Source organism: Cryobacterium sp. TMT1-66-1 (assembly GCF_004403435.1).
Taxonomy (GTDB): domain Bacteria; phylum Actinomycetota; class Actinomycetes; order Actinomycetales; family Microbacteriaceae; genus Cryobacterium; species Cryobacterium flavum.
In genome coordinates this window covers 169,072-188,924 of the sequence record NZ_SOGP01000017.1, presented here as the reverse complement: position 1 = coordinate 188,924, position 19,853 = coordinate 169,072, and the positions used below count along the sequence as shown (strand labels likewise).

Genomic DNA, 19,853 nt, shown 5'->3' with positions numbered 1-19,853 from the left:
TTAGACGTCGCTTGAGGCTGCCCAGAGGTTGATGCCGTTATCGACGGCATGCACGTCGATCGCGGTGAGTTCCTCGGCGCTGAACTCAAGGTTCTGCAGCGCCCCGACGTTGGTTTCGAGCTGGGCAACCGACGAGGCGCCGATCAGAGCGCTGGTCACCTCGGAATTGCGCAGAATCCAAGCCAGTGCCATCTGTGCGAGCGACTGGCCGCGTTCGGACGCGATCTCGGTCAGCGCCCGAATGTGAGTCAGCGCCTCCGCGCTCACCATCGACTTGTTCGCCGATCCGTCCCTGGCCACCCGGGAGTCGGCCGGGATACCACCAAGGTAGCGGTCGGTGAGCAGTCCCTGGGCCAGCGGCGAGAACGCAATGCAGCCGGCTCCGATGTCTTCGAGGGTGTCGAGCAGGTCGCCCTCGACCCACCGGTTGAACATGGAATACGAAGGCTGGTGAATGAGCAGCGGCGTGCCGAGGTCAGCCAGAATCGCCGCGGCCTCGCGGGTGCGCTCCGGCGAGTACGAGGAGATTCCGGCGTACAGGGCACGGCCGCTCGTGACGGCCGTGTGCAGGGCGCCCATGGTCTCTTCGAGCGGAGTGTCGGGGTCGGCTCGATGGGAGTAGAAGATGTCGACGTAGTCCACCCCCATGCGGGAGAGCGACTGATCGAGGCTCGACAGCAGGTATTTGCGGCTGCCGAAGTTGCCGTACGGGCCCGGCCACATGTCGTAGCCAGCCTTGGTGGAAAGCACGACCTCGTCGCGGTGCGCCGCGAAGTCTTCACGGAACAGCTGACCGAAGTTGGTTTCGGCCGAGCCGTAGGGAGGCCCGTAGTTGTTGGCGAGGTCGAAGTGGGTGATGCCGAGATCGAAGGCTCGGCGCAGAATGGCTCGTTGCGTTGCGAGCGGCTTATCATCACCGAAGTTCTGCCACAGGCCCAGCGAAATGGCGGGAAGTTTGAGGCCGCTCCGCCCCGCCCGGCGGTACGGCATGGACTTGTAGCGGGATTCATTCGGGAGATAGGTCATCAGAACATGATCCCATTTTTCTGGTCAGTGTGGATACGATCACGCAGGTATCCGGCGAAACCGGCCGGGGCCCGACCGATTCGTCGCCCAGAGGTCAATACGGGAATCAGCGCCGTGCGGGCCTCGACCACCCCGAGATTGCGCAGCGCTGCCACGAGCAGCACGTCTTCATCCCGATCAACGGGCGCAAATTCCCCGGCAGCAAGATAGCGGTCGGCACGTACACCCAGATTGGCGCCGTGAACGTGCGGATGCCCCTCGCCGATCGTGTGCAGCTCCTCCCAGCGCAGCAGTTCGTGGGCGGCCAGATCGTCATCGGGCTGCACGGTTCCGAGCACAAGCTCGGCCCCGTTACGCGCCAGGGCGAGTTGGGTGACCAGCCAGTTCGGCGGCACGGCCGAGTCTGCATCGGTCGTCGCGATCCAAATCTGCGAAGCGGATGCCGCTCCATCCGTTTGCAAACACCCAAGCCGCCCCAGCGCGTGCCGAATACCGTCGCGGCGGGCTACACCGACCGCCCCAGCCGCGATCTCGTAACGTCGAAAAGCGCTCCAGTGAGCGGCGACGCGCGCGGACAGGTCCGTGCACTGGTCCAGCACCAGAACCACGAACACTCGCGGTCGCTCCGGCTCCGGCACGACACTCAGCGTGTCGATTGCCGCGGACAGCGCGCTCGAGCAGCGCGGCAGCAGCACCTCTTCGTTGCGCACGGGAACGACGATGACCACGTCTGTGATCGGCAGGGGTTCGGTCACGGCACCAGCCCGTCGCGCTGGGCCACCGACAGGGCCGGCCGCTGCTCGTAGACTTCCAGTACGAAGTCACGTTCCAGATGGTGCACGGTGCGCTGTAGCCCCACCACGTGGGTGAGCTGGGCGTGAACCGCGTCGCCGGTGAGCGGGTAATCGGCGACCGGATGCCGCCAGTGGCAGGCCACGAGTACCCCGCCGGCGGCGAGACTGGCGCGGCATCGTTCGAGCAGGCGGCGCAGGTCGCCGGCCGAGCAGTAATACCCCACCTCCGACAGCACGATCAGTTCGAACTCCCCCTCCGGCCAGTCCCCCGGCAGAGTTCTGCGCTCAAAGCTCACTCCCGGGCGGCCCGCGAGCCGTTGCCGGGCAATGACGAGAGGCTGCTCGACCAGATCGACTCCCAGCACGGTCTCACAGCGGTCGGCCAGTTCGGCGGTGAGCACACCGGTGGAGCAGCCCAATTCCAAGGCGGTACCGAACCGTTGCCGGGGCAGTGCCGCGATGAGGGTCGCTCGCTTGCGTTTCTCATACCACCGGGCCTCAAAACCCCACGGGTCTGGGCCGGAGGAGTAGACGGTGTCGAAATACCCAGCGGTGACGGTGCGGTCGGGGTTGGCGCGGGCATCCGCTGGAGAGTTAGGCCGCGAACCCACCTCGATCAGCGTTTCAAAGTCGCGCGCGAAGTGCGCCCGAAAACCGGGCGGCACGATGGCTTCATCGCCGGGGGAATCCGACAGGGGACCCACCTGGCTGCGATGCAACGCGAGGGCTCGAGCCTTGGCCTTGCGTTCGGCCGGCTTCAGTTGAAATAACCGAACGGTTTCCAAAGGCCATACTGCATCGTCAGGGGTCGACCAGTGCCAGGCCCAGATCGGGTATTCGAACAGGCGCGCCCGTCGTTCACGCACGGCGCGTTCCGCGGCCGCACTGGCTGCAACATGATCCGGATGCCCGTCGGCGCGCCACGGCGCCACCACCCAGGTCGAGTCGCCAGCGTCGCCGATTGCCTCGGCGATCGCTCCCTCGGCGATGGCCACGTGCTCGGCGAGTTTGCCGTCGGGAAGTTCCAGCAGGTGAACCTGAGCGTTCGGGGCGAGGTGTGCGAGGGCATCCGTCACCTCAATGCGGCGGATCTGCGCGAGTCTGGCCGGGTCGTGGGTCTGCGACTTCGGGTGCGACGCCTCGCCGTTGCTGAGTACGATCACGACGATCGGCAGCCCGAGCCCGGCGACGTGGGCGATGAGGCCGCCGACACCGAGACTCTCGTCGTCGGGATGCGCTGACACGACAACCAGGCGTTTGAGGGTGTCGAGGCCGAGTGGGGTGAACCGATCGGGCCAGTGGGCTGCTTCCCAGGTCTTCTCGGGTGTTCCGCTGGCGGAATGATTGAACGTCACCATGGCGCACTCCCTGTCGCCACGAGCATGTGGCCCAACGCCGCATCGTCGCGTTCGGCGTGGTGCTGGCGCACATACAGCTGCAGGTCGGCGACCCGCTGGGCATGCCGGGCGTCGAGCGCCAGGGGTGCCGGCCCCAGTGCATGCCCGATGTGGAATATGACGTCATCGACCGTGCGCGCGACGATTCCGCGCACGCGTGCGGCCAGGATCGAACCGGCCTCTCCATCGGCGGCCCCGGCGTCGATGGCTGCGGCCGCCGCCGCAAGCGAAGTGTGCGCCGCCGTCACCGCCAGATCGACGGCCCCGAGGTGGGCGAGGGCGATCTGGTCGGGAATGCGGCTGTGGACGGAATCGTACAGTGTGCGCGCCAGTCCCACCGCACCGCCACACCACGCTGCTGCCACACCGATACCACCCCAGGCGAAGCCCGGTCGGCTCAGGTACCATCCGTCGTCGCCGACCGGATCGGCAGCCACGTGCGAGAAATCGACCGGACCGCTCGTCACCTGGGCGAGCCCGCGGGCCACCCAGACGTCGTCGTGCGCGGTCAGCCCGGGTTGACGCAGATCGACGGCGAACAGCCGTCGGCCGGTTGTGGCGTCCGGGCGAGCAACGTGCGCGCTCACGAGGGCGTGGCTGAGCAGTCCGGCGAGGGAACACCACGGCTTGACGCCGTTGAGCCGCCAGCCGCCATCCGCCGGCATGGCCGTGAGCGTCATCCCTGGTCCCTCCGCCGCGAAGACACCCCAGGTTTGGTCGGGCCGGGCCGGGTAGCCCGCCTGGTGGAGTACCGCCAGCGCGTCGAGATGCGCCTCGACCACCCGTGCCGCCGTGAGGTCAGCGGCCCCGAGCGTCGACAGGGTGTCGAAGAGCTGCCGGGTGCGCCCTTCCCCCGGCCGGGGAACGGATGCGAGGGAGCTCGCGAGCGTCAGCGCCCGCCGCGCGTCACCGTTGACCGCGCTGGCGGCGGCGGCCAATTCATCGCCAACACGGAACAGTTCAGCCGGCCGCGGGTTCGCTTCAAGCCGCATATGTTAGGAGGAGCGGTGGGCGGACTTCACCGCAGACCGCTTGCGCGGTTTGCGGTTCTCAGCGCTGACCATCCAGGAGTACTGCTCGAGCTTCTCGATAAATGCGTGCAGGATGTCGGCGCTGGTGGGGTCTTCCTCGTCGACCTCATCGTGCACCTTGCGCATATTGTCAACGACGGCATCGAGGCGTTCGGTGATGAGCGTCACCGTCTCGGCTGTGTCGACTTCTCCGTCGGGAAACTTGGGCAGGTGGGTGGTTTTGGTGACCGTCTCGCTGCGGCCATCGGGCATAGCGTCGAGGGCGCGCATCCGCTCGGCTACTTCGTCGGAGAATTCGCGAGCATCGACGATGATTTCATCGAGCTGCAGGTGCAGGTCGCGAAAGTTCTTGCCGACGACGCTCCAGTGCGCCTGCTTGCCCTGAACGTGCAGCTCGATCATGTCGACCAAGACGGACTGCAGGTTGTTGCTGAGAGATTCGGAGGCGTGCATGGTGTCCTTTCAATCGGGGAGATTTGCCTCCAGACCATATCACCGCCGCGGAATTTGGGCCACAATGCCACCACCCGACCGAGGGCCGCAGACCCGACGTGCGGCCCCCGGCAATGGCCAGATGGATGCTCGCGCCAGGCTCAGTCGGCGGTGGTCGTGCGCGCCGGCCGCGGTTTGCTGTACTTCTTGTGTGCGGTCTGCGGGGCGGTACCGAGGATGCGCGCGATAGCGGCCCAGGTGCCGCCGCCGTCGTGCATGGCGGTCACCGCCGCTGTAACTCGCAGGTTGACCTCGGCCCGGTCGCGCACCGCGCGTTCCAGTTCTCGCTCGAGCGCTCGGTAGGGGCGCGCTATATATGGTGCCGGTTCGTCTGCGCGTTCGACCGTTGGATTGGTTCCAACCGGCGGCGTAGGTGCGGTCACGGTGCGGGACTCGTCGGGCTGGCCCGGGGCAACACTGGTCATCGGCAACCTTTCCACTGATGCAATGTAGGCCCGGCAAGTTGCCGCGTCAACCGCTTGACACAAACATTTTGACGCCTGCGCTCTCGGTGTTTCACACATCTCTTCGAACGTGCGTGCGCTGTGGCAGAATCGGTGGCATGACAAGTGACGGACCCGCTGGCACGGTTGTTTCCGTCAGCCGTGATGACGAGCACCGCTTCAGCAAGCCGGTGGTGAGCAGCATCCGTTTGCTGGCCGGATTCGGCGTCGAGGGTGACTCGCACGCTGGCGCCACGGCGCAACACCTCTATCTGAAGAAGCGCAACCCGTCGGCTCCGAACCTCTGCCAGGTGCACTTCATCGCGGCCGAACTCTTCGGCGCTCTCACGCCTACCGGCCACATCGTGGCTCCGGGCGAACTCGGCGAGAACGTGACGACCACCGGAATCGACCTGATGCAGCTGCCGCTCGGAACCCTGCTGCACCTCGGCGCCGAGGCTTCGGTGTCGATCACCGGCATGCGCAGTCCGTGTTCGCAGATCAACGGGTACCAAAAAGGCCTGATGAAGCAGCTGATCAGAACGGATGCCGCCGGTACCGTTGAGCGGCGCGGCGGCATCATGGGCGTCGTGGTCACCGGCGGTGTCGTGCAGCCGGGCGACGGCATTCGGGTGGAGCTGCCCGCTGGCGAACACCTGCCCCTCGGCATCGTCTAGCCTCGAACGTTTGCGCGCCGGCCCGCCACCGGGCCCACCTTACGTCCGTGGGCCCAGTTTATAAACTGGGCCCGTGGACGGGGCCCGGGCCCCGTCCGGAAAAAGTGGCTCGATCTTGCTATTGGGCGTCAGCGGAGCTGTGAAACCACGGCGGGTAGACCGCTACCTTGGGCTTGAACGCGCTGGCTTTCAGGATGCCGCGCACGGTCTCGCGCACGTTGTCGTTACAGACGCCGATGAGCGTGATCAGTTCCATCGGCACGGCGTCGGGCACGAGCAGCTCGGCTTCGAGGATCATCGCGCCGTCGGCCTCGGCACGCAGGGTCTGCAGCATGCGCTCGGCGGTGGCCGGCGTGGCGCCGAACCGGGTGAGCGCTCCGGCGGCGTCACCGTTCGTGACGGCGACCACGCTGGGAACGAGGGGGGCCGGCTCGTCGGTGGCGTCAGCATCCGTGGCCGTGCCGGTAACCGCAGCGAGACCGTCGTTGATCTTCTTGACCGTGCTGACGAGCATGACGAAATCGAAGGCCTCGGAACCGTGGGCGTCGAGCGCCAGCAGCGGGTCAGCGGTCTCGGCGCGCACGCTCTCCCACACGGTCGCGTTCGGCGACAGGAAGAACGGCACGTACTCGGCAACGCTGCGACCATCGCCGGCGACCAGTGCCGACCGGCGCAGCTCGCGCGTGGCCGGGGCGGAGATGTCCACAACCGGACGTGTCGTCAGGGCGGCGTTGGCCAGCAGGCGCCCGTCCTTCAGGATCGCGGCGAGGTTGCTGATGTGGGTGAGGTGATACACGCGCTGCTCGTCGACGTTGTCGGTCGACACTTTCTCGGCCCGCACCGGTCGCGGGGCTCCGGCGACGCGAACCGGGCGAGCCGCGCGGGCGGCGGGCATGGACGCGGTCGGCAGCGGGTCGCGCAGCGAGGACAGCTTCGGCGCGCGGGTCTTCTTCACCGGGGTGAGGGGTTCAGTGACCACTTTGGGATAGCACAGGGCGCACAATTGGCCCTCGAGTCCGTGGATGCATTCGTCGTCCAAGAGGGAAGAACCTTTCGTTTCGCGCACTCGCGCCACTCGGAAAAGCCGAACGCGCATACCGCCTATCAACGTTACGTTCATTTGGGTGGTGACGGTGACCGTTCTTAGCTATTCGGCGACACGAGACGAAAAATCAGTCCGCCAGCCGCGACCTCGATGCGCAGGTGGTCAAGCCCGGGAACAATGAGATCGGCGTCAAGCTCGGCGGCAGCATAGGTTCCGGCGACGCCGATCGTGGTGCAGCCGGCGGCTCGGCCGGCCTGCAATCCGGCGGGCGCATCCTCGATCACCAGGCAGCGTCGCGGGTCGACTCCGAGCCGCGCGGCTCCCTCGAGAAACGGCTCCGGAAAGGGTTTGCCACGGGGGGTGTCATCGATGGTCACGATCACCTTCGGTGCCACCAAAGCGGATGCCCCCAGCCGCGCGACCGCCAGTGGCCGCGCGCAGGACGTGACAATGGCCCGTCGACTCTCCGGCAGGCTGTTCATGAGCGCGGCGGCGCCGGGCAGCACGGTGATGTCGTTGGTGTCGGCGGTTTCGAGCTCGAGAATACGCGCGATCGCTTCGTCGACACGTTCAGCCGGCACGAGTTCCTCGATGATGTCGCGGGCCGGGCGTCCGTGGGACGTCTCGTCCTTGGCCACTCCCCATTCTTCGGCCCACAGTGCCCACGAGCGGTTGACCGCGGGCGTGGAATCGATGAGGGTGCCGTCCATGTCGAAGAGCACGGCATCGAAGGTGCGCCCCTGCAAAACGTTCTCGGTACCGGGGTCGGGCATCCGCTGTCCTTTCGTCGTGGCGGCTGAGTGCCGTTCCTCAACGGTAGGCCACGCATCAATGGCCACGCCATTCGGCGGGGGTACGGGCAGGTATCGTGGATAGCAAATAATCAAGCTGGGAGACCGTACCGTGGGGACGACCGTTCTGGTGATTGCGGCCGTTCTGATCGGCTCGAGCATGCAGCGCATCACCGGCATGGGGTTCGCCCTCGTCGCAGCCCCGTTTCTGGTGCTGCTGCTTGGGCCGGTCGATGGCGTCATCGTAGTCAACGTGTGCGGAGCGCTCACCGCGAGCATCATTTTGCTGCGCGTGTTTCGGCAGGTGGACTGGCGGCGCTACGGCATTCTGGCGATCTGCGCTGTCATCGGCATCGTGCCGGGCTCCTACGTGCTGCAGTTCGTGCCGGCGGCCTGGCTCGAAATTTCGATCGGCGTACTCGTGATCGCCGGCCTGACCATCTCGGTCAATCTGGGCCGCGTCGTTCTGCCCGACCGAACCGGTTTTCGCGTGATAGCCGGGATGGCCAGCGGGTTTATGAACACCACTGCCGGGGTCGGCGGCCCGGCAGTGAGCATTTACGCGATCGCCATTGGATGGCCGCAACGGTCATTCGCCGCGACCATGCAGCCGTACTTTCTCACGATCGGGCTGGCGTCCCTGGCCTCAAAGTTCGCCCTGGGATCGGCCGATCTGCCGCACCTGCCCGTGCTGGTCTGGGTGTTGATCGCGTGCGCCTGCATTGTCGGGCTTATCGTGGGCGACCGGCTGAGCACGGTGATCGAGCCGCACGTGGCCCGACGCCTGCTCGTTATCGTGGCCTATCTCGGGTCGTGCGCGACCATCGTGCGCGGAGCGCTCGAGCTGCTCGCCTGAACTCAGATCGTGAAGTCGACGCCCTCGACCGACACCGATTCGGAGGCGGCCGGATACGCGAGGTGATGTGAGGCATCTGTTTGCATCATTTGCTCGTCGGGATAGGTGGCCGTCACCAGAATGGGCATGTGGTCCGAGGTACCCTGCGGGAGGGTCTCGACGTTGGCGATGGTAAGCCCCATTGACGTGGCCAGATCGAAATGCCCGCGAAAGAACTTGTAGCGGGTGTAGGTGCGCGTGTCGCTGAGCGTGAGGTCGTAGCCGGATTGGTTCACCTTGTTGCCGAGTTTGCCCTGGAAGATCGGGTAGTTGTAGTCGCCGACCATGAGGGTCGGCAGGCCGGGGCCGAGGATGCCCAGTTCTTCGTGCGCGGTGCGGATCTGGTTGCGGCGCAGGGAGTTGAGCGCGGTGAGAGGAGCCGCGTGAAAGGAGGCGACGACGAGTTCACGCTGCGCCACATTGTCGATGAGGCGGGTGGCGATCAGGCGCTCGTGCGCGGGCGCGGCGACGCGGTCGTGCAGCGACTTCTTGAGCGCAAAGGTCTGCGTCTTGATCGCCGTGAAGCGGTCCCGGTTGTAGTAGATGGCCAGGCCGAGCCGGTTGCGGTGGGTCGAATCCGCCAGGTGCAGATGCCCGACCTCGGCCGGCAGATCGATGGTGTTGCATTCCTGCAGGCAGAGAATGTTGGGACTGTAACGCTCGGCCAGGGCGACGAGTTCGCTGCTGGCACGATTCTTGCGGAGGTTGTAACTAATGACCCTCATGGCACCCGTCTCAGACTTGATGGCTATGCCTCAAGCCTACGACTCTCTCCGTGGTCGAAATTGAACATCCGGGGTCTGTTGGCACATGCGCAGGTGGCATCCAGCCTGCGGTCGACCCCCGTCAGGGGCTAGCCGGCGCCGACAATGAACATGGTCGCGATGAAGACCAGACCTGCCGCCAGAAAGGTGATCGTCGTGTAGCCGAGAATGTCGCGCATCTTCAGCCCGGCGATCGCCAGCAACGGCAGCGCCCAGAACGGCTGGATCATGTTGGTCCACTGGTCACCGTAGGAGACGGCCATGATAGCCACCGACGGGTCGACGCCGAGGCGCTCGGCCGCGTCAAGCATGATCGGGCCCTGCACCGCGAACTGGCCGCCGCCGGAGGGTACGAAGAAGTTGACCAGCCCGGCCGCGAGCAGCGCCATGACGCCGAAGGTTGCCGGGGTCGACACGTTCACGAAGAAGTCGGAGAAGACGCCGATCAGTCCCGAGCCGACCATCATGCCGAGGATGCCCGCGTAGAGCGGAAACTGCAGCAGAATGTCGCCGACGTTCGACGCGGCGTCCTTGGTGAGCCGGATGAGTTCGAACGGGTTGCGCACGAGCAGAAAGATGAGCGCGAGGAACGACCAGTTCACGATGTCGAGGGTGAGTGTTCCCCCTTCGACGAAGTGGATGACGAGGTACGCCACCAGAGCGAGACCCACGATCAGGGTCAGGATGCGACTGGCATCCAGTCGGTCAGCGGGCGTCACGACACTTTCCTGCGCGACCTGCTTCTCGCGTGCATCAACCTCGAGCACGAAGACCGGAACACCCCGGCGCGGGGCGACCAGCGCCAGGGCGAGGCCCACAACCACGATCGTCGCGATAGCCGCCGTGATATTCCACGCGGAGAATGTGGTGTCGGCCAGCGAGATCGTGCGGCCGAGCTGCTCGGCCAGAAAGGAGCCCTCGGTGGCCGCGGTGAGCGGGCCCGAACCGGAATAGCCCATATGCCAGATGACAAAGCCCGAGTATCCCGCGGCGACCAGCAGGGGAAAGTGCACCGGTACACCCTTGGCCCGCAATTGAAAGGCCACCTCCTTGGCCAGCAACCCGCCGACCACGAGGCCGAGGCCCCAGGTGATAAGGCAGGCCACCGCGGCGACGGTGAACACGAAGATGTAGGCCTGCAGAGCCGTTCGCGGCACACCACCGAGCCGCACCAGCAACCGGTGCACCGGAGTCGTGTTGGCCAGAATGTGCCCGAGCAGCAGCACGAGCGCCATCTGCGTCATGAAGGCGAGCAGCCCGGCCAGGCCGTCACCCCAGCTGCGCACGACGTCGATCGGGCCGGAATCGGTGAGGATCAGGGCGAGAACGGCCACGATCACGGTCAGTGCGATCACGAACACGAGGGCGCTCGGAATGAACCGTTCGACGAGCGAGTTGATCGGGCGCATGAACGCGGCGGCCGGGCCGGTGGCGCGTTTTTCAGTGGTAGTTGACACGAAGGTCCCCCTGAGTTGCTACAGCATTGTGGCTCAGGGCATCTGCACTGACCATATAAACGTAGCAGTCAGGTCGTCTACTCCCCGGTCGGGGCTACCCCGACGCACGAAACGTAGACTTGTCGGGCCGCCGCGTTCCGGTGGCGCAGTGAGGGAGCCGCATGACCCAGAACGACATCGTTCTCATCCGCCACGGACAGACCGAGTGGAGCATCTCGGGTCAGCACACCGGGCGCACCGACGTTCCGCTGACCGACTTTGGCCGCCAACAAGCGGATGCCCTCGGCGAGATGCTCGACGGGGAACACTTCGATCGGGTCTACTCGAGCCCGCTGGTGCGCGCCTGGGAGACCATGGAACGGGCCGGCTACGGCGGGCAGGGAGTGGCAAGCGACGACGTGCTGGAGTGGGATTACGGGGTCTATGAGGGTCGCCGTACCGCGGACATCCGCTCGGAGATTCCCGGCTGGACCGTGTGGGGCAACCCAATTGCGGGGGGCGAATCCGTTGACGAGGTGGGCGCTCGCGCCGATCTCGCCATCGAATTGTGCCTCGCCGCCGAGGGCCGGGTGGCCGTCTTCGCCCACGGACATTTTTTGCGCATCATGACCGCACGCTGGATGGGCCTGCCAGCGGCCGCCGGCAAGAGCCTGAGCCTCGGCACCGCAACTGTGTCCACCCTCGGCTGGGAGCGCGAGAACCGAGTACTGCAGATGTGGAACGACGCCTGCCACCTGAGTTCGATGGACCCCGTCGTCTAACTGGCCCCCGAATAGCCGCAAATGCCCCTAGTCTGGGGTTAGACAGATTCTATTCGTTGGAACCATTGTCGTGGGGGCGCACGAACGAATGTGCGGATTGCGCCCGGAGGGCACGACCAGTGGGGGCTTGGGGGCGCTACCTGCTCGCGAGCCCGGTCAACGGGAGAAACCCGATGTGCAGCATCGGCGACCATGCCCGCGCGTGGCCCTGCCCCGACCCGCATCGTGCGGGTCTTTGGAGAGGGAAAACACCATGAGTACGTTCACACAGCTTTCACCGTCGCGCAAGCGACTTCTCGGCGCCCTGCTGGTCGTCGGCATCATCGGAGTCGGCAGCATCGGAGTCGGCGGAGCCGTCGCCGCTGAGACCGCCCCGCGCGCAGCGGTCGCCCTCGGCGAGGCCGGCACCTTCGCCATCCTCTCGAAGTCCGGCATCACGGATGTCTACGCCTCGTCGGTCAGCGGCAATGTGGGCGCGAGCCCCATCACCGGCGCAGCAATTCACCTCACCTGCCCCGAGGTGACCAACGGAACCATCTACAGCGTCGACGCCGAGGGCCCCTCCTGCAAGGTGACCGACGACACCTATCTCACCGCTGCCGTCAGCGACCTCGAGATCGCGTACACCGATGCCGCCGGGCGCACCACTCCCGACTACATCAACCTGGGCGCCGGCGAAATCGGCGGCCTGACCCTCACCCAGGGCCTCTACAAGTGGGGCACCGACGTGAACATCTCCACCGATGTCGTCCTCACGGGCACCGCGGATGACGTCTTCATCTTTCAGATCTCCAAGGACCTGGAACAGGCCTCCGCCCAGAACGTGATCCTGGCCGGCGGCGTGCAGGCGAAGAACGTATTCTGGCAGGTTGCCGGATCCGTCGCGATCGGCACGACCGCGCACTTCGAAGGCACCATTCTCAGCCACACCATGATCGCCATGAAGACCGGAGCGACCATCAACGGCCGTCTCCTGGCCCAGACGGCCGTCACCCTGCAGAGCAACACGGTCACCGCGCCCGTCGAGTAACGCAGCAAAAAAGGCGCGGGTGACTCTGGTCACCCGCGCTGTGGTCGTTAACGCACCGGCACCCAGGTCCCCTTTACCCGTTCGGTGACCATGAATGCTCGCAGCTCGGCCACGACGCGCAGGTCGGCCACCACGTGGGCGCCGATCTGGAGAGCCGACGCCGCGTCATCCGCTGTGAAACGCACGATGACCCGGGCGGCTCCCGCGACGATAGTGAGATCAGAAGCCTCCACCGTGGTGAATTCCGCGGCCGCCGCCGCGGCTCGGGGCACGACCGAAGCGGGCGCGGTTCCCGGGTGCAGGGATTCGATACTCATGGTCACGCGATAAGAAGGCATGGTTTCAGGGTACGGGTACTGCTTTACTGTACGAGTCCTCTTCCCCTCAAGTTCGGAGACCCATGACCTTCACGGCCACGATCGTTGCCCAGGTTCAGCGCACCAAGCCCGATGCCCTCTGGGTCATCGCGACCGCCCTCAGCACCAAAGTTGAGGAGGAGACCGGAGCGAACGCCTTCATCGCACTACCCGACGGCGGCCGGATTGACGTGGAGATTCCCAAGTTCGGCGAGAGCCTGCCGCTGACCATCGACGTGGTGGACGCGCGCAGCCAGGCCGAGGCGCGGGCATCCGCTCAAAATATTCTGGATCTGCTGGAGCAGTCCACCGGCTGGCAGGTCGACCACCTACACGACTAAAGCGGATGCCCACCCGCGGCACACAGGCGCGCCGCATAAGCTCTCTGGTATGACTGAAGCCACTGCCCCTGCACCGCGCATCACGATGTACGGGGCGGAGTGGTGCGGCGACTGCCGCCGTTCCAAGTCGCTGCTCGACCGCCTCGAGGTGGACTACGACTACGTGGACCTGCTGCTCGTCGAAGACGGTGCCGACCGCGCCCGCGCCATCAGCGGGCGCACCAACATTCCCGTCATCGTGTTTCCCGACGACACCCACCTGGTCGAGCCGAGCGACGCCGAGGTGCGAACCAAGCTCACGCAGCTCGGCCGCCTGAGCTGACCCGACGCCGTAGCCGCCACCCCCGTGCTACTGTCAGAAATCGTAGATACCAACGGGGGTCGCACCATGCACGCAACGCTCACACCTACGACACGGCGCGTTCCCATTTCGCTGTGGATCAGCGCGGTACTTTTCGTGGTCTACAGTGCCCTCGGCGTGGCCGTAGCTCTGGCCGTGCGCACCGATGCGCTGAACATTCTCGCCCTGTTGACCGTGTCTCCACTGATGTTCGTGGGCATGGTCGTGTCCGTGGTCGACATCGTGCGCACCCGCAAGCGCGGCGACGCCGACCCGGCCTACACTCGCCTGCAGTGGGTCGGCCTCGCACTCATGGTCGCGGCGATGCCGCTCTGGATGGCCATCGCGATTGCCATCGCCTCCCTGCCCTAAACCGCGGTACATCGAAGAATTCTTCTGCTGTTCACACAGAACGCTGATATTTCATCAGCTTCGGGCGTAGTGTCGAGGAACTACCCCGGACCCGGTAGCGGTTTCGACCGCGACGAGCGAGGGGTTTTGATGTTTCACACGTTTCTACATTCAATAAGCGACTTCTCCGGCGGGGCATCGCCCTCCGTCGGGATAGCCCTGCCACCGATCGCCGTGATCGCCACCGGGGCCATTGATCTCGATCAACAGTCCTCGCCTCAGGTTTCGGCACTGCACGCGACCACACGATCGGCTAGCACGACGACACTTGAAGATTGGCTCGACCAGCTGCCGACGCGTGGCTGGGACGCCTGAGCGCAGTCAGGATGCCTCGGTGCGCGCAGCTGCGTCAGCGCCAGCCGAGATCGGGTGCGATCTGCTGCACGACGGTCTCGAGCAGGTGAGAGTTGTAGTCCACGCCGAGCTGGTTCGGGATGGTCACGAGCACGGTGTCGGCGTCGGCCCAGGACTGCCGGTAGATGGCGATCTGATCGGCCTGCAGGTCTCCGAACGGCACGCCGGTGTCTTCGGTGTAATAGCCAGCAGACCGGTGCGCCCGGTCATCTGCGGGTTGGCCGGCGCCATTCCGGCGCCGCTGATCGCGGCCCGAAAGATTGCCGTGCGCGCACGAGCGTCATCGGCGTCGCTGCTGCCCTCGGACGGAACATACCCGAACGCCTCGTAGCCGCGCAAGGCGGTCTCGGGTGAACCGCGGCTGATGCCGAGTTGCAGACGCCCGTTGCTGATCAGGTCGGTGATCGCGGCTTCTTCGGCCATGTACAGCGGGTTCTCGTAGCGCATGTCGATGACGCCGGTGCCGAGCTCGATCCGGTTGGTAGTGGCCGAAGGAGAGGAATCCGATGCGCTTCATATTCGGTGCAGCGTTTGCACCCGCCGAGCTATTCCCACGCGTTCAGGACAAGGGGCGCCCCCGTGTGGGGGCACCCCGGTTCTCACACCTAGCGGCGCACGATGGAGCGCAGCAGGCGCACAGCAACTGAGAGCGACGCCATGTCGTCCTGCGCGAGCGAGTTGACCTCTTCGAAGACGCTGCGCGCGCGGCCGAGCTGTTCGGCGTTGAGCGCTTCCCAGGCCAACAGGCGGTCGTCGGCAGCACCATCATCCGTTTCGTCGAGAACTGACCGGGTCATGTCGGCGACAGTTGAGTACAAGTCGTCGCGGAGTGCGGCGCGGGCGAGTGCCTGCCAGCGGTCCTTGCGTGGCAGCTTGGTGATGCGCTCGAGCAGGTTGTCGACACCGAAACGGTTGTAGACCGTGTAGTAGATCTCAGCGACCTCGGTGACCTGCACGTTCGCCCGGGCAGCCACCTTGGCCACGTCGAGCAGCGCGTATGCCTCGAACAGTTCGGACCAGCGACGACCGAGGTCGTCGGGCAGGCCCCATTCTCTGGCCTTTTCCTCCTGCGTTTCGAGGCGACCCCGGTCGGTGCCCTGCAAGTATTCGCCGAGGTGCTCCCGCATGAGCGCGATCTGCGGCTTGTACTTGGCGATCACCGCGCCGACAGGCATATTGCCGCCGTGGTTGACCTGCCAGCGCACCGCGCGGTCGAGCAGCCGGCGAATATCCAGGTGGATCGCCGTCCACTTCTCGGTCGGGAACGACGACGGCAGCGCATTGAGCTCGCCCACCATCGTGTCAATATCGAAGATCTCGCGCAGTGCCACGAAGGCACGCGCGATCGTCGCCTGGTTGGCCGACGTCTCTTCCATCGCGCGGAAGGCGAAGGTGATGCCGCCGAGGTTGATCATGTCGTTCGCGACAACCGTAGCGATGATTTCCCGGCGAAGCGGATGCGTGTCCAGTTCCGCATCGAACCGCTCCGACAGGTGCGTCGGGAAGTACCGGCGCAGGGTGCTGCCGAACCAGGGATCATCTGCCAGGTCGCTGTCGCGCAGCGCCGTGGCCAGTTCGATCTTGGCGTAGGCGGCGAGCACGCTCAGCTCGGGGCTGGTCAGGCCCTGGCCGCGGTCGAGGCGTTCCCTCAGTGTGGCCGTGGTCGGCAGGGCTTCCAGCTCGCGCTGAAGGTCGCCCGATTCTTCGAGCCAGTTCATGAGGCGCTCGTAGCTCGGGCTCCAGTTGTTCACGAGCACCCGGTCGTTGAGCAGCAAAATGTTCTGGTCGACGTTGTCCACCAGAACCAGACGTCCCACCTCGTCGGTCATCTCGGCCAAGAACGCGGCGCGTTCGGCCGGGTCGAGCTTGCCGGCGGCGACCATGCGGTCCACGAAGATCTTGATGTTGACCTCGTGGTCGGAGCAGTCCACCCCGGCCGAGTTATCGATCGCGTCGGTATTGAGGATGACGCCGGCGAGCGCGGCTTCGATGCGGCCGAGCTGGGTGAAGCCGAGGTTTCCGCCCTCCCCCACGACCTTGACCCGCAGGTCGCGGCCGTCGACCCGAATCCCGTCGTTGGCCTTGTCGCCGACCTGCGCGGCCGTTTCACCGCTGGCCTTGACGTAGGTGCCGATGCCGCCGTTGTAGAGCAGGTCGGTAGGGGCAAGCAGAATGGCTCGCAACAGTTCGGGCGGGCTCAGCTGAGTCGTGCCTTCCGGCAGACCGAGCACGACCTGCACTTCGGCCGAGATCGGAACGACCTTGGCCTGACGTGGAAAGACGCCGCCGCCGGTGCTGATGAGGTCGGTGGAATAGTCAGCCCAGGACGAGCGCGGCAGTTCGAACAACCGGGCCCGTTCGTCGAAGGAGAGCGCCGGGTCGGGGTTGGGATCGAGAAAAATGTGCCGGTGGTCGAAGGCCGCGACGAGTTTGGTGTGCTTTGAGAGCAGCATCCCGTTGCCGAACACGTCACCCGACATGTCGCCAACGCCGACGACGGTGAAGTCTTCGGTCTGGGTGTCGACGCCGAGTTCGCTGAAGTGGCGTTTGACCGACTCCCAGGCGCCCTTGGCGGTGATGCCCATCTCCTTGTGGTCGTAGCCGACCGAGCCACCGGAGGCGAATGCGTCGCCGAGCCAGAAACCGTACTCGGCCGCGAGGCCGTTGGCGATGTCGGAGAAGGATGCCGTGCCCTTGTCGGCGGCCACGACCAGATAGCTGTCGTCATCGTCATGACGCACCACGCGGTGCGGCGCCACAACATGCTCACCATCGGCTTCGGCGACCAAGTTGTCGGTCAAGTCGAGCAGGCCGCGGATGAATGTTTTGTAGCTGTCGATACCCTCGGCCATCCAGGCGGCACGGTCGAGGGCTGGGTCTGGGAGCTTCTTGGCGAAGAACCCGCCCTTGGCACCGGTGGGTACGATGACGGCGTTCTTGACGGTTTGCGCCTTGACCAGGCCGAGCACCTCGGTGCGGAAGTCTTCACGACGGTCCGACCAGCGCAGCCCTCCGCGGGCCACCTTGCCAAAGCGCAGGTGCACGCCCTCCACGCGCGGCGAGTACACCCAGATCTCGAACATGGGCTTGGGCGAGGGCATCTGCTCGATCTGGGAGGGGTCGAGTTTGATGCTGAGGTAGGGCTTGTACTGAAAGAAGTTCGTGCGCAGCGACGCTTCGATCAGCGTGATGAGGGTACGCAGTACGCGGTCGGCGTCGAGGGTGGCGACCTGCTCCATCGCGAGCCGCAGCTGTTCGCGCACGTCGGTGAGGCGCAGGATCCGCTCATCGTCGGCCAGGTCGGGGTCGAACCGCGCTTCAAACAGCGCCACCAGCCCGCGGGTGACGTCGGGGTTGGCGAGCAGGGCATTCGCGACGAAGCCGTAGGAGTTGGTGTTGCCGATCTGGCGCAGGTACTTGGCGTAGCTGCGCAGGATGACCACACGGTGCCAGGGCATGCCGTCTTGCAGCACGAGACGATCGAGGCTGTCGGATTCGATGACTCCGCTGATGGCCGCGCCGAACGAGTCCGCGAGTAACGTGCCGGTCGCGACCGGGTCGACGCCGGCCGGGTAGTGCAGGCCGAGGTCGTAGAGATAGAAGCGCCGCCCGTCGGTGGTCTGAATTTCAAACGGCACCTCATCAAGTACCTCGATGCCGAGATTCTGCAGAAACGGCAGAATCTGGCTGAGGCTTTTCGGTTCGGTCATGTAGAGCTTGATGCGAGCGTCTTCGCCGGGGTCACCGGCGGTTTTGGGCAGGTACACGTGCAGCCCCGGGCGGGTGTGACCCTCAGCGGATGCCCCGACCTCCGCAGCGCAGGCCTCAAATCGGGAGATGTCTTCGAGGGCATCATCGATTTCGTAGTCGACCCGGTAGCTGTCGGGAAAAGCGTCGGCCCAGATATCGGCCAACCGCTCGGCTTCTTCGACCGAGTGTGTTTCGCGAAGTTCGTCACTGATACCCTCTGGCCACGAGCGGACGGCCATGGCCAGGCGGTGTTCCAAGGCGGCGATATCGACGGAATCCGCCGAGACATCCTTGGGCAAGCGGATGCGATAGAACAGTCGCGCGAGCGCCGATTCGGTCATGCGCGCTTCGAAGTCCAGCGACTCAGCGCTGAAGGTCTCTTGGAGCTCTTTCTCGATGCGCAGCCGCACGGCGGTGTTGTAGCGGTCACGCGGCAGGTAGACCAGGGCCGACATGAACCGACCGTAGATGTCCGGCCGCAGGAACAGGCGGGTACGACGACGTTCCTGCAGACGCTGGATGGCGAGCGACGCGGTGACCAGGTCGGGCACCTCGATCTGGAACAGCTCGTCACGGGGATAGGTTTCCATGATGCCGAGCAGGTCTTTACCGCTGTGTGACTCGAGCGGAAAACCGACCTCGGTCATGACGGCTTTGACCTTTTCGCGCAGCACCGGAACGGCCGTGACCGAGCTGGTGTAAGCGCTCGCGGCGAACAGACCGATGAAGCGCTGCTCACCGTTGACCTGGCCGGCGGCATCGAAACTCTTGATTCCGATGTAGTCGAAGTAGGCGGGACGGTGCACGGTGGAGCGGGAGTTGGCCTTCGTGATCACCAGGGCGGTGCGCTCGCGCGCTTTCTGTCGGCCGGCATCCGTTAGGTGCTGAATCTGGTGGCGGTCGTCAGCGGAGCGCAGCAGGCCGAGGCCGCTGCCCTCGATGAGGGTGAGCACGTCTTCGCCGTCCAGCGTCTCGAGGTTGTACTCGCGGTAGCCGAGAAACGTGAAGTTGCCCTCGTCGAGCCAGTGCAGCAACTGCTGGGTCTGGTGGAGGTCTTTGATCTGGTCGCCACCGGCGATGGTGTCGAGCGCGTTGGCGATCTGCATGGCCTTGGTGCGCATGAGCGGCCAGTCTTCGACGGCGGCACGAACGTCGCCGAGAACGGCGGCCAGCCCGGCGATGAGGCTGGCCTGTTCTTCGTCGCTCGCGCTGTCGATCTCGATGGCGATCCAGGACTCGAGGTGTGAGGCATCATCACCGGTCGCGATGAGGTGCGCGATGTTCGGCATGGCAGAGGTATCGCCGCTGGAGACACCGGCGCTGGCCGGGATTCGGTTGATGTCGACGAGATCGTTCGTCGCCTTGCTGCGGGCCACGATCAGCAGGGGGTGCACGACCAAATGGATGGCTGAGTGTTGGCGCACCAGCTCGGCCGTGACCGAGTCCACGAGAAAGGGCATGTCGTCGGTGACGATATAGACGACACTGCGACCGGATTCATTGTGAATCTCGATGGTTGCCGTCTTGGGTACTCGGCGCTGGGCGACCTGCCAGTGCTCGCGGGCCCGGGATGCGAGAAGCTCCGGGTCATAGTTCGCGGCATCTTCGTCTGTTAGATGCTCATAGTAATCATCTATGAACGTTTCGAGCGTGGGATCTAACGGGGACAGACCCGTTCGGGTGAAACCAGACGACATC

General features: G+C 65.3%; 19 protein-coding genes and 1 pseudogene. 7 read left to right on the top strand and 13 right to left on the bottom strand.

Annotated features, from left to right (window positions below):
* From mgrA to E3T29_RS13020, 6 genes are all read right to left on the bottom strand, one after another.
* The gene (mgrA, locus tag E3T29_RS13045) at positions 1–1,026 is read right to left on the bottom strand and encodes an L-glyceraldehyde 3-phosphate reductase (protein ID WP_134345897.1); all 1,026 of its coding nucleotides are present in this window, start codon (positions 1,024–1,026) and stop codon (positions 1–3) included.
* The gene (locus E3T29_RS13040) at positions 1,026–1,781 is read right to left on the bottom strand and encodes a glycosyltransferase (protein ID WP_241987804.1); all 756 of its coding nucleotides are present in this window, start codon (positions 1,779–1,781) and stop codon (positions 1,026–1,028) included. Before E3T29_RS13040 ends, mgrA begins: the two co-directional genes overlap by 1 nt.
* Complete coding sequence (locus tag E3T29_RS13035) at positions 1,778–3,178, bottom strand: bifunctional PIG-L family deacetylase/class I SAM-dependent methyltransferase (RefSeq protein WP_134345895.1); 1,401 nt, start codon at positions 3,176–3,178, stop codon at positions 1,778–1,780. Before E3T29_RS13035 ends, E3T29_RS13040 begins: the two co-directional genes overlap by 4 nt.
* Positions 3,172–4,209 carry an acyl-CoA dehydrogenase family protein gene (locus E3T29_RS13030; RefSeq protein ID WP_134345893.1) on the bottom strand — a complete coding sequence of 346 codons (1,038 nt, stop codon included), beginning with the start codon at positions 4,207–4,209 and terminating at the stop codon, positions 3,172–3,174. The genes E3T29_RS13035 and E3T29_RS13030 overlap by 7 nt, the downstream gene beginning before the upstream one ends.
* Positions 4,210–4,212: 3 nt before the next feature.
* Positions 4,213–4,701 carry a Dps family protein gene (locus E3T29_RS13025; RefSeq protein ID WP_092340827.1) on the bottom strand — a complete coding sequence of 163 codons (489 nt, stop codon included), beginning with the start codon at positions 4,699–4,701 and terminating at the stop codon, positions 4,213–4,215.
* 140 nt (positions 4,702–4,841) lie between these two features.
* Positions 4,842–5,165, bottom strand: coding sequence for a hypothetical protein (locus tag E3T29_RS13020; RefSeq protein ID WP_134345891.1), 324 nt, complete (start codon positions 5,163–5,165; stop codon positions 4,842–4,844).
* Between the two features lie 137 nt (positions 5,166–5,302).
* Between E3T29_RS13020 and E3T29_RS13015 the strand changes: the two genes are divergently transcribed.
* Positions 5,303–5,860 carry an MOSC domain-containing protein gene (locus tag E3T29_RS13015; RefSeq protein WP_134345889.1) on the top strand — a complete coding sequence of 186 codons (558 nt, stop codon included), beginning with the start codon at positions 5,303–5,305 and terminating at the stop codon, positions 5,858–5,860.
* A gap of 118 nt (positions 5,861–5,978) precedes the next feature.
* On the opposite strand, the gene E3T29_RS13010 is transcribed toward E3T29_RS13015, so the two are convergent.
* Together E3T29_RS13010 and E3T29_RS13005 are read right to left on the bottom strand one after the other, a co-directional pair.
* Positions 5,979–6,839 carry a DarT ssDNA thymidine ADP-ribosyltransferase family protein gene (locus tag E3T29_RS13010; RefSeq protein WP_166792413.1) on the bottom strand — a complete coding sequence of 287 codons (861 nt, stop codon included), beginning with the start codon at positions 6,837–6,839 and terminating at the stop codon, positions 5,979–5,981.
* A gap of 164 nt (positions 6,840–7,003) precedes the next feature.
* On the bottom strand, positions 7,004–7,678 hold the full coding sequence (locus E3T29_RS13005) for an HAD-IA family hydrolase (RefSeq protein WP_134345886.1): 675 nt from the start codon (positions 7,676–7,678) through the stop codon (positions 7,004–7,006).
* Between the two features lie 130 nt (positions 7,679–7,808).
* Between E3T29_RS13005 and E3T29_RS13000 the strand changes: the two genes are divergently transcribed.
* Positions 7,809–8,552, top strand: coding sequence for a sulfite exporter TauE/SafE family protein (locus E3T29_RS13000; RefSeq protein ID WP_134345884.1), 744 nt, complete (start codon positions 7,809–7,811; stop codon positions 8,550–8,552).
* A 2-nt stretch (positions 8,553–8,554) separates the two neighbouring features.
* Here the strand turns inward: E3T29_RS13000 and E3T29_RS12995 are convergent, their stop codons facing one another.
* Together E3T29_RS12995 and E3T29_RS12990 are read right to left on the bottom strand one after the other, a co-directional pair.
* Complete coding sequence (locus tag E3T29_RS12995; protein WP_134345882.1) at positions 8,555–9,316, bottom strand: endonuclease/exonuclease/phosphatase family protein; 762 nt, start codon at positions 9,314–9,316, stop codon at positions 8,555–8,557.
* A gap of 128 nt (positions 9,317–9,444) precedes the next feature.
* Entirely contained in the window at positions 9,445–10,764 is a 1,320-nt protein-coding gene (locus E3T29_RS12990) for a short-chain fatty acid transporter (RefSeq protein ID WP_134346038.1), read from the bottom strand.
* A gap of 209 nt (positions 10,765–10,973) precedes the next feature.
* On the opposite strand from E3T29_RS12990, the gene E3T29_RS12985 reads away from it, so the two are divergent.
* Both E3T29_RS12985 and E3T29_RS12980 read left to right on the top strand, forming a co-directional pair.
* Positions 10,974–11,573, top strand: a complete 600-nt coding sequence (locus E3T29_RS12985; RefSeq protein ID WP_134345880.1) for a histidine phosphatase family protein — start codon at positions 10,974–10,976, stop codon at positions 11,571–11,573.
* 253 nt (positions 11,574–11,826) lie between these two features.
* The gene (locus tag E3T29_RS12980) at positions 11,827–12,603 is read left to right on the top strand and encodes an ice-binding family protein (protein WP_134345878.1); all 777 of its coding nucleotides are present in this window, start codon (positions 11,827–11,829) and stop codon (positions 12,601–12,603) included.
* A 47-nt stretch (positions 12,604–12,650) separates the two neighbouring features.
* Here E3T29_RS12980 and E3T29_RS12975 read toward each other — a convergent pair whose 3' ends face one another.
* Positions 12,651–12,941, bottom strand: a complete 291-nt coding sequence (locus E3T29_RS12975) for a hypothetical protein (protein ID WP_134345876.1) — start codon at positions 12,939–12,941, stop codon at positions 12,651–12,653.
* A 62-nt stretch (positions 12,942–13,003) separates the two neighbouring features.
* On the opposite strand from E3T29_RS12975, the gene E3T29_RS12970 reads away from it, so the two are divergent.
* The 3 genes from E3T29_RS12970 (at position 13,004) to E3T29_RS12960 (ending at position 14,012) form a co-directional block, all read left to right on the top strand.
* On the top strand, positions 13,004–13,300 hold the full coding sequence (locus tag E3T29_RS12970; protein WP_134345874.1) for a hypothetical protein: 297 nt from the start codon (positions 13,004–13,006) through the stop codon (positions 13,298–13,300).
* A 49-nt stretch (positions 13,301–13,349) separates the two neighbouring features.
* Positions 13,350–13,622 (top strand): glutaredoxin domain-containing protein, encoded by a 273-nt coding sequence (locus E3T29_RS12965; RefSeq protein WP_134345872.1) that lies wholly within the window; start codon positions 13,350–13,352, stop codon positions 13,620–13,622.
* Between the two features lie 66 nt (positions 13,623–13,688).
* Complete coding sequence (locus E3T29_RS12960; protein ID WP_104129955.1) at positions 13,689–14,012, top strand: hypothetical protein; 324 nt, start codon at positions 13,689–13,691, stop codon at positions 14,010–14,012.
* A 388-nt stretch (positions 14,013–14,400) separates the two neighbouring features.
* On the opposite strand, the pseudogene E3T29_RS12955 reads toward E3T29_RS12960, so the two are convergent.
* A pseudogene (locus E3T29_RS12955) lies at positions 14,401–14,897 on the bottom strand (LLM class flavin-dependent oxidoreductase); the annotation flags it as partial.
* A gap of 113 nt (positions 14,898–15,010) precedes the next feature.
* Positions 15,011–19,852, bottom strand: coding sequence for an NAD-glutamate dehydrogenase (locus tag E3T29_RS12950; protein ID WP_134345870.1), 4,842 nt, complete (start codon positions 19,850–19,852; stop codon positions 15,011–15,013).
* Position 19,853 lies beyond the last annotated feature (1 nt).

Excerpts from the sequence above, each read along its gene's own strand:
- E3T29_RS12970 (WP_134345874.1), top strand. The coding sequence starts at position 13,004 with ATGACCTTCACGGCCACGATCGTTGCCCAGGTTCAGCGCACCAAGCCC.
- mgrA (WP_134345897.1), bottom strand. The coding sequence starts at position 1,026 with ATGACCTATCTCCCGAATGAATCCCGCTACAAGTCCATGCCGTACCGC.
- E3T29_RS13030 (WP_134345893.1), bottom strand. The coding sequence starts at position 4,209 with ATGCGGCTTGAAGCGAACCCGCGGCCGGCTGAACTGTTCCGTGTTGGC.
- E3T29_RS12980 (WP_134345878.1), top strand. The coding sequence starts at position 11,827 with ATGAGTACGTTCACACAGCTTTCACCGTCGCGCAAGCGACTTCTCGGC.
- E3T29_RS13020 (WP_134345891.1), bottom strand. The coding sequence starts at position 5,165 with ATGACCAGTGTTGCCCCGGGCCAGCCCGACGAGTCCCGCACCGTGACC.
- E3T29_RS12985 (WP_134345880.1), top strand. The coding sequence starts at position 10,974 with ATGACCCAGAACGACATCGTTCTCATCCGCCACGGACAGACCGAGTGG.
- E3T29_RS13015 (WP_134345889.1), top strand. The coding sequence starts at position 5,303 with ATGACAAGTGACGGACCCGCTGGCACGGTTGTTTCCGTCAGCCGTGAT.
- E3T29_RS12965 (WP_134345872.1), top strand. The coding sequence starts at position 13,350 with ATGACTGAAGCCACTGCCCCTGCACCGCGCATCACGATGTACGGGGCG.
- E3T29_RS13005 (WP_134345886.1), bottom strand. The coding sequence starts at position 7,678 with ATGCCCGACCCCGGTACCGAGAACGTTTTGCAGGGGCGCACCTTCGAT.
- E3T29_RS12990 (WP_134346038.1), bottom strand. The coding sequence starts at position 10,764 with ATGCGCCCGATCAACTCGCTCGTCGAACGGTTCATTCCGAGCGCCCTC.
- E3T29_RS12950 (WP_134345870.1), bottom strand. The coding sequence starts at position 19,852 with ATGTCGTCTGGTTTCACCCGAACGGGTCTGTCCCCGTTAGATCCCACG.
- E3T29_RS12995 (WP_134345882.1), bottom strand. The coding sequence starts at position 9,316 with ATGAGGGTCATTAGTTACAACCTCCGCAAGAATCGTGCCAGCAGCGAA.
- E3T29_RS12960 (WP_104129955.1), top strand. The coding sequence starts at position 13,689 with ATGCACGCAACGCTCACACCTACGACACGGCGCGTTCCCATTTCGCTG.
- E3T29_RS13025 (WP_092340827.1), bottom strand. The coding sequence starts at position 4,701 with ATGCACGCCTCCGAATCTCTCAGCAACAACCTGCAGTCCGTCTTGGTC.
- E3T29_RS12975 (WP_134345876.1), bottom strand. The coding sequence starts at position 12,941 with ATGCCTTCTTATCGCGTGACCATGAGTATCGAATCCCTGCACCCGGGA.
- E3T29_RS13035 (WP_134345895.1), bottom strand. The coding sequence starts at position 3,178 with ATGGTGACGTTCAATCATTCCGCCAGCGGAACACCCGAGAAGACCTGG.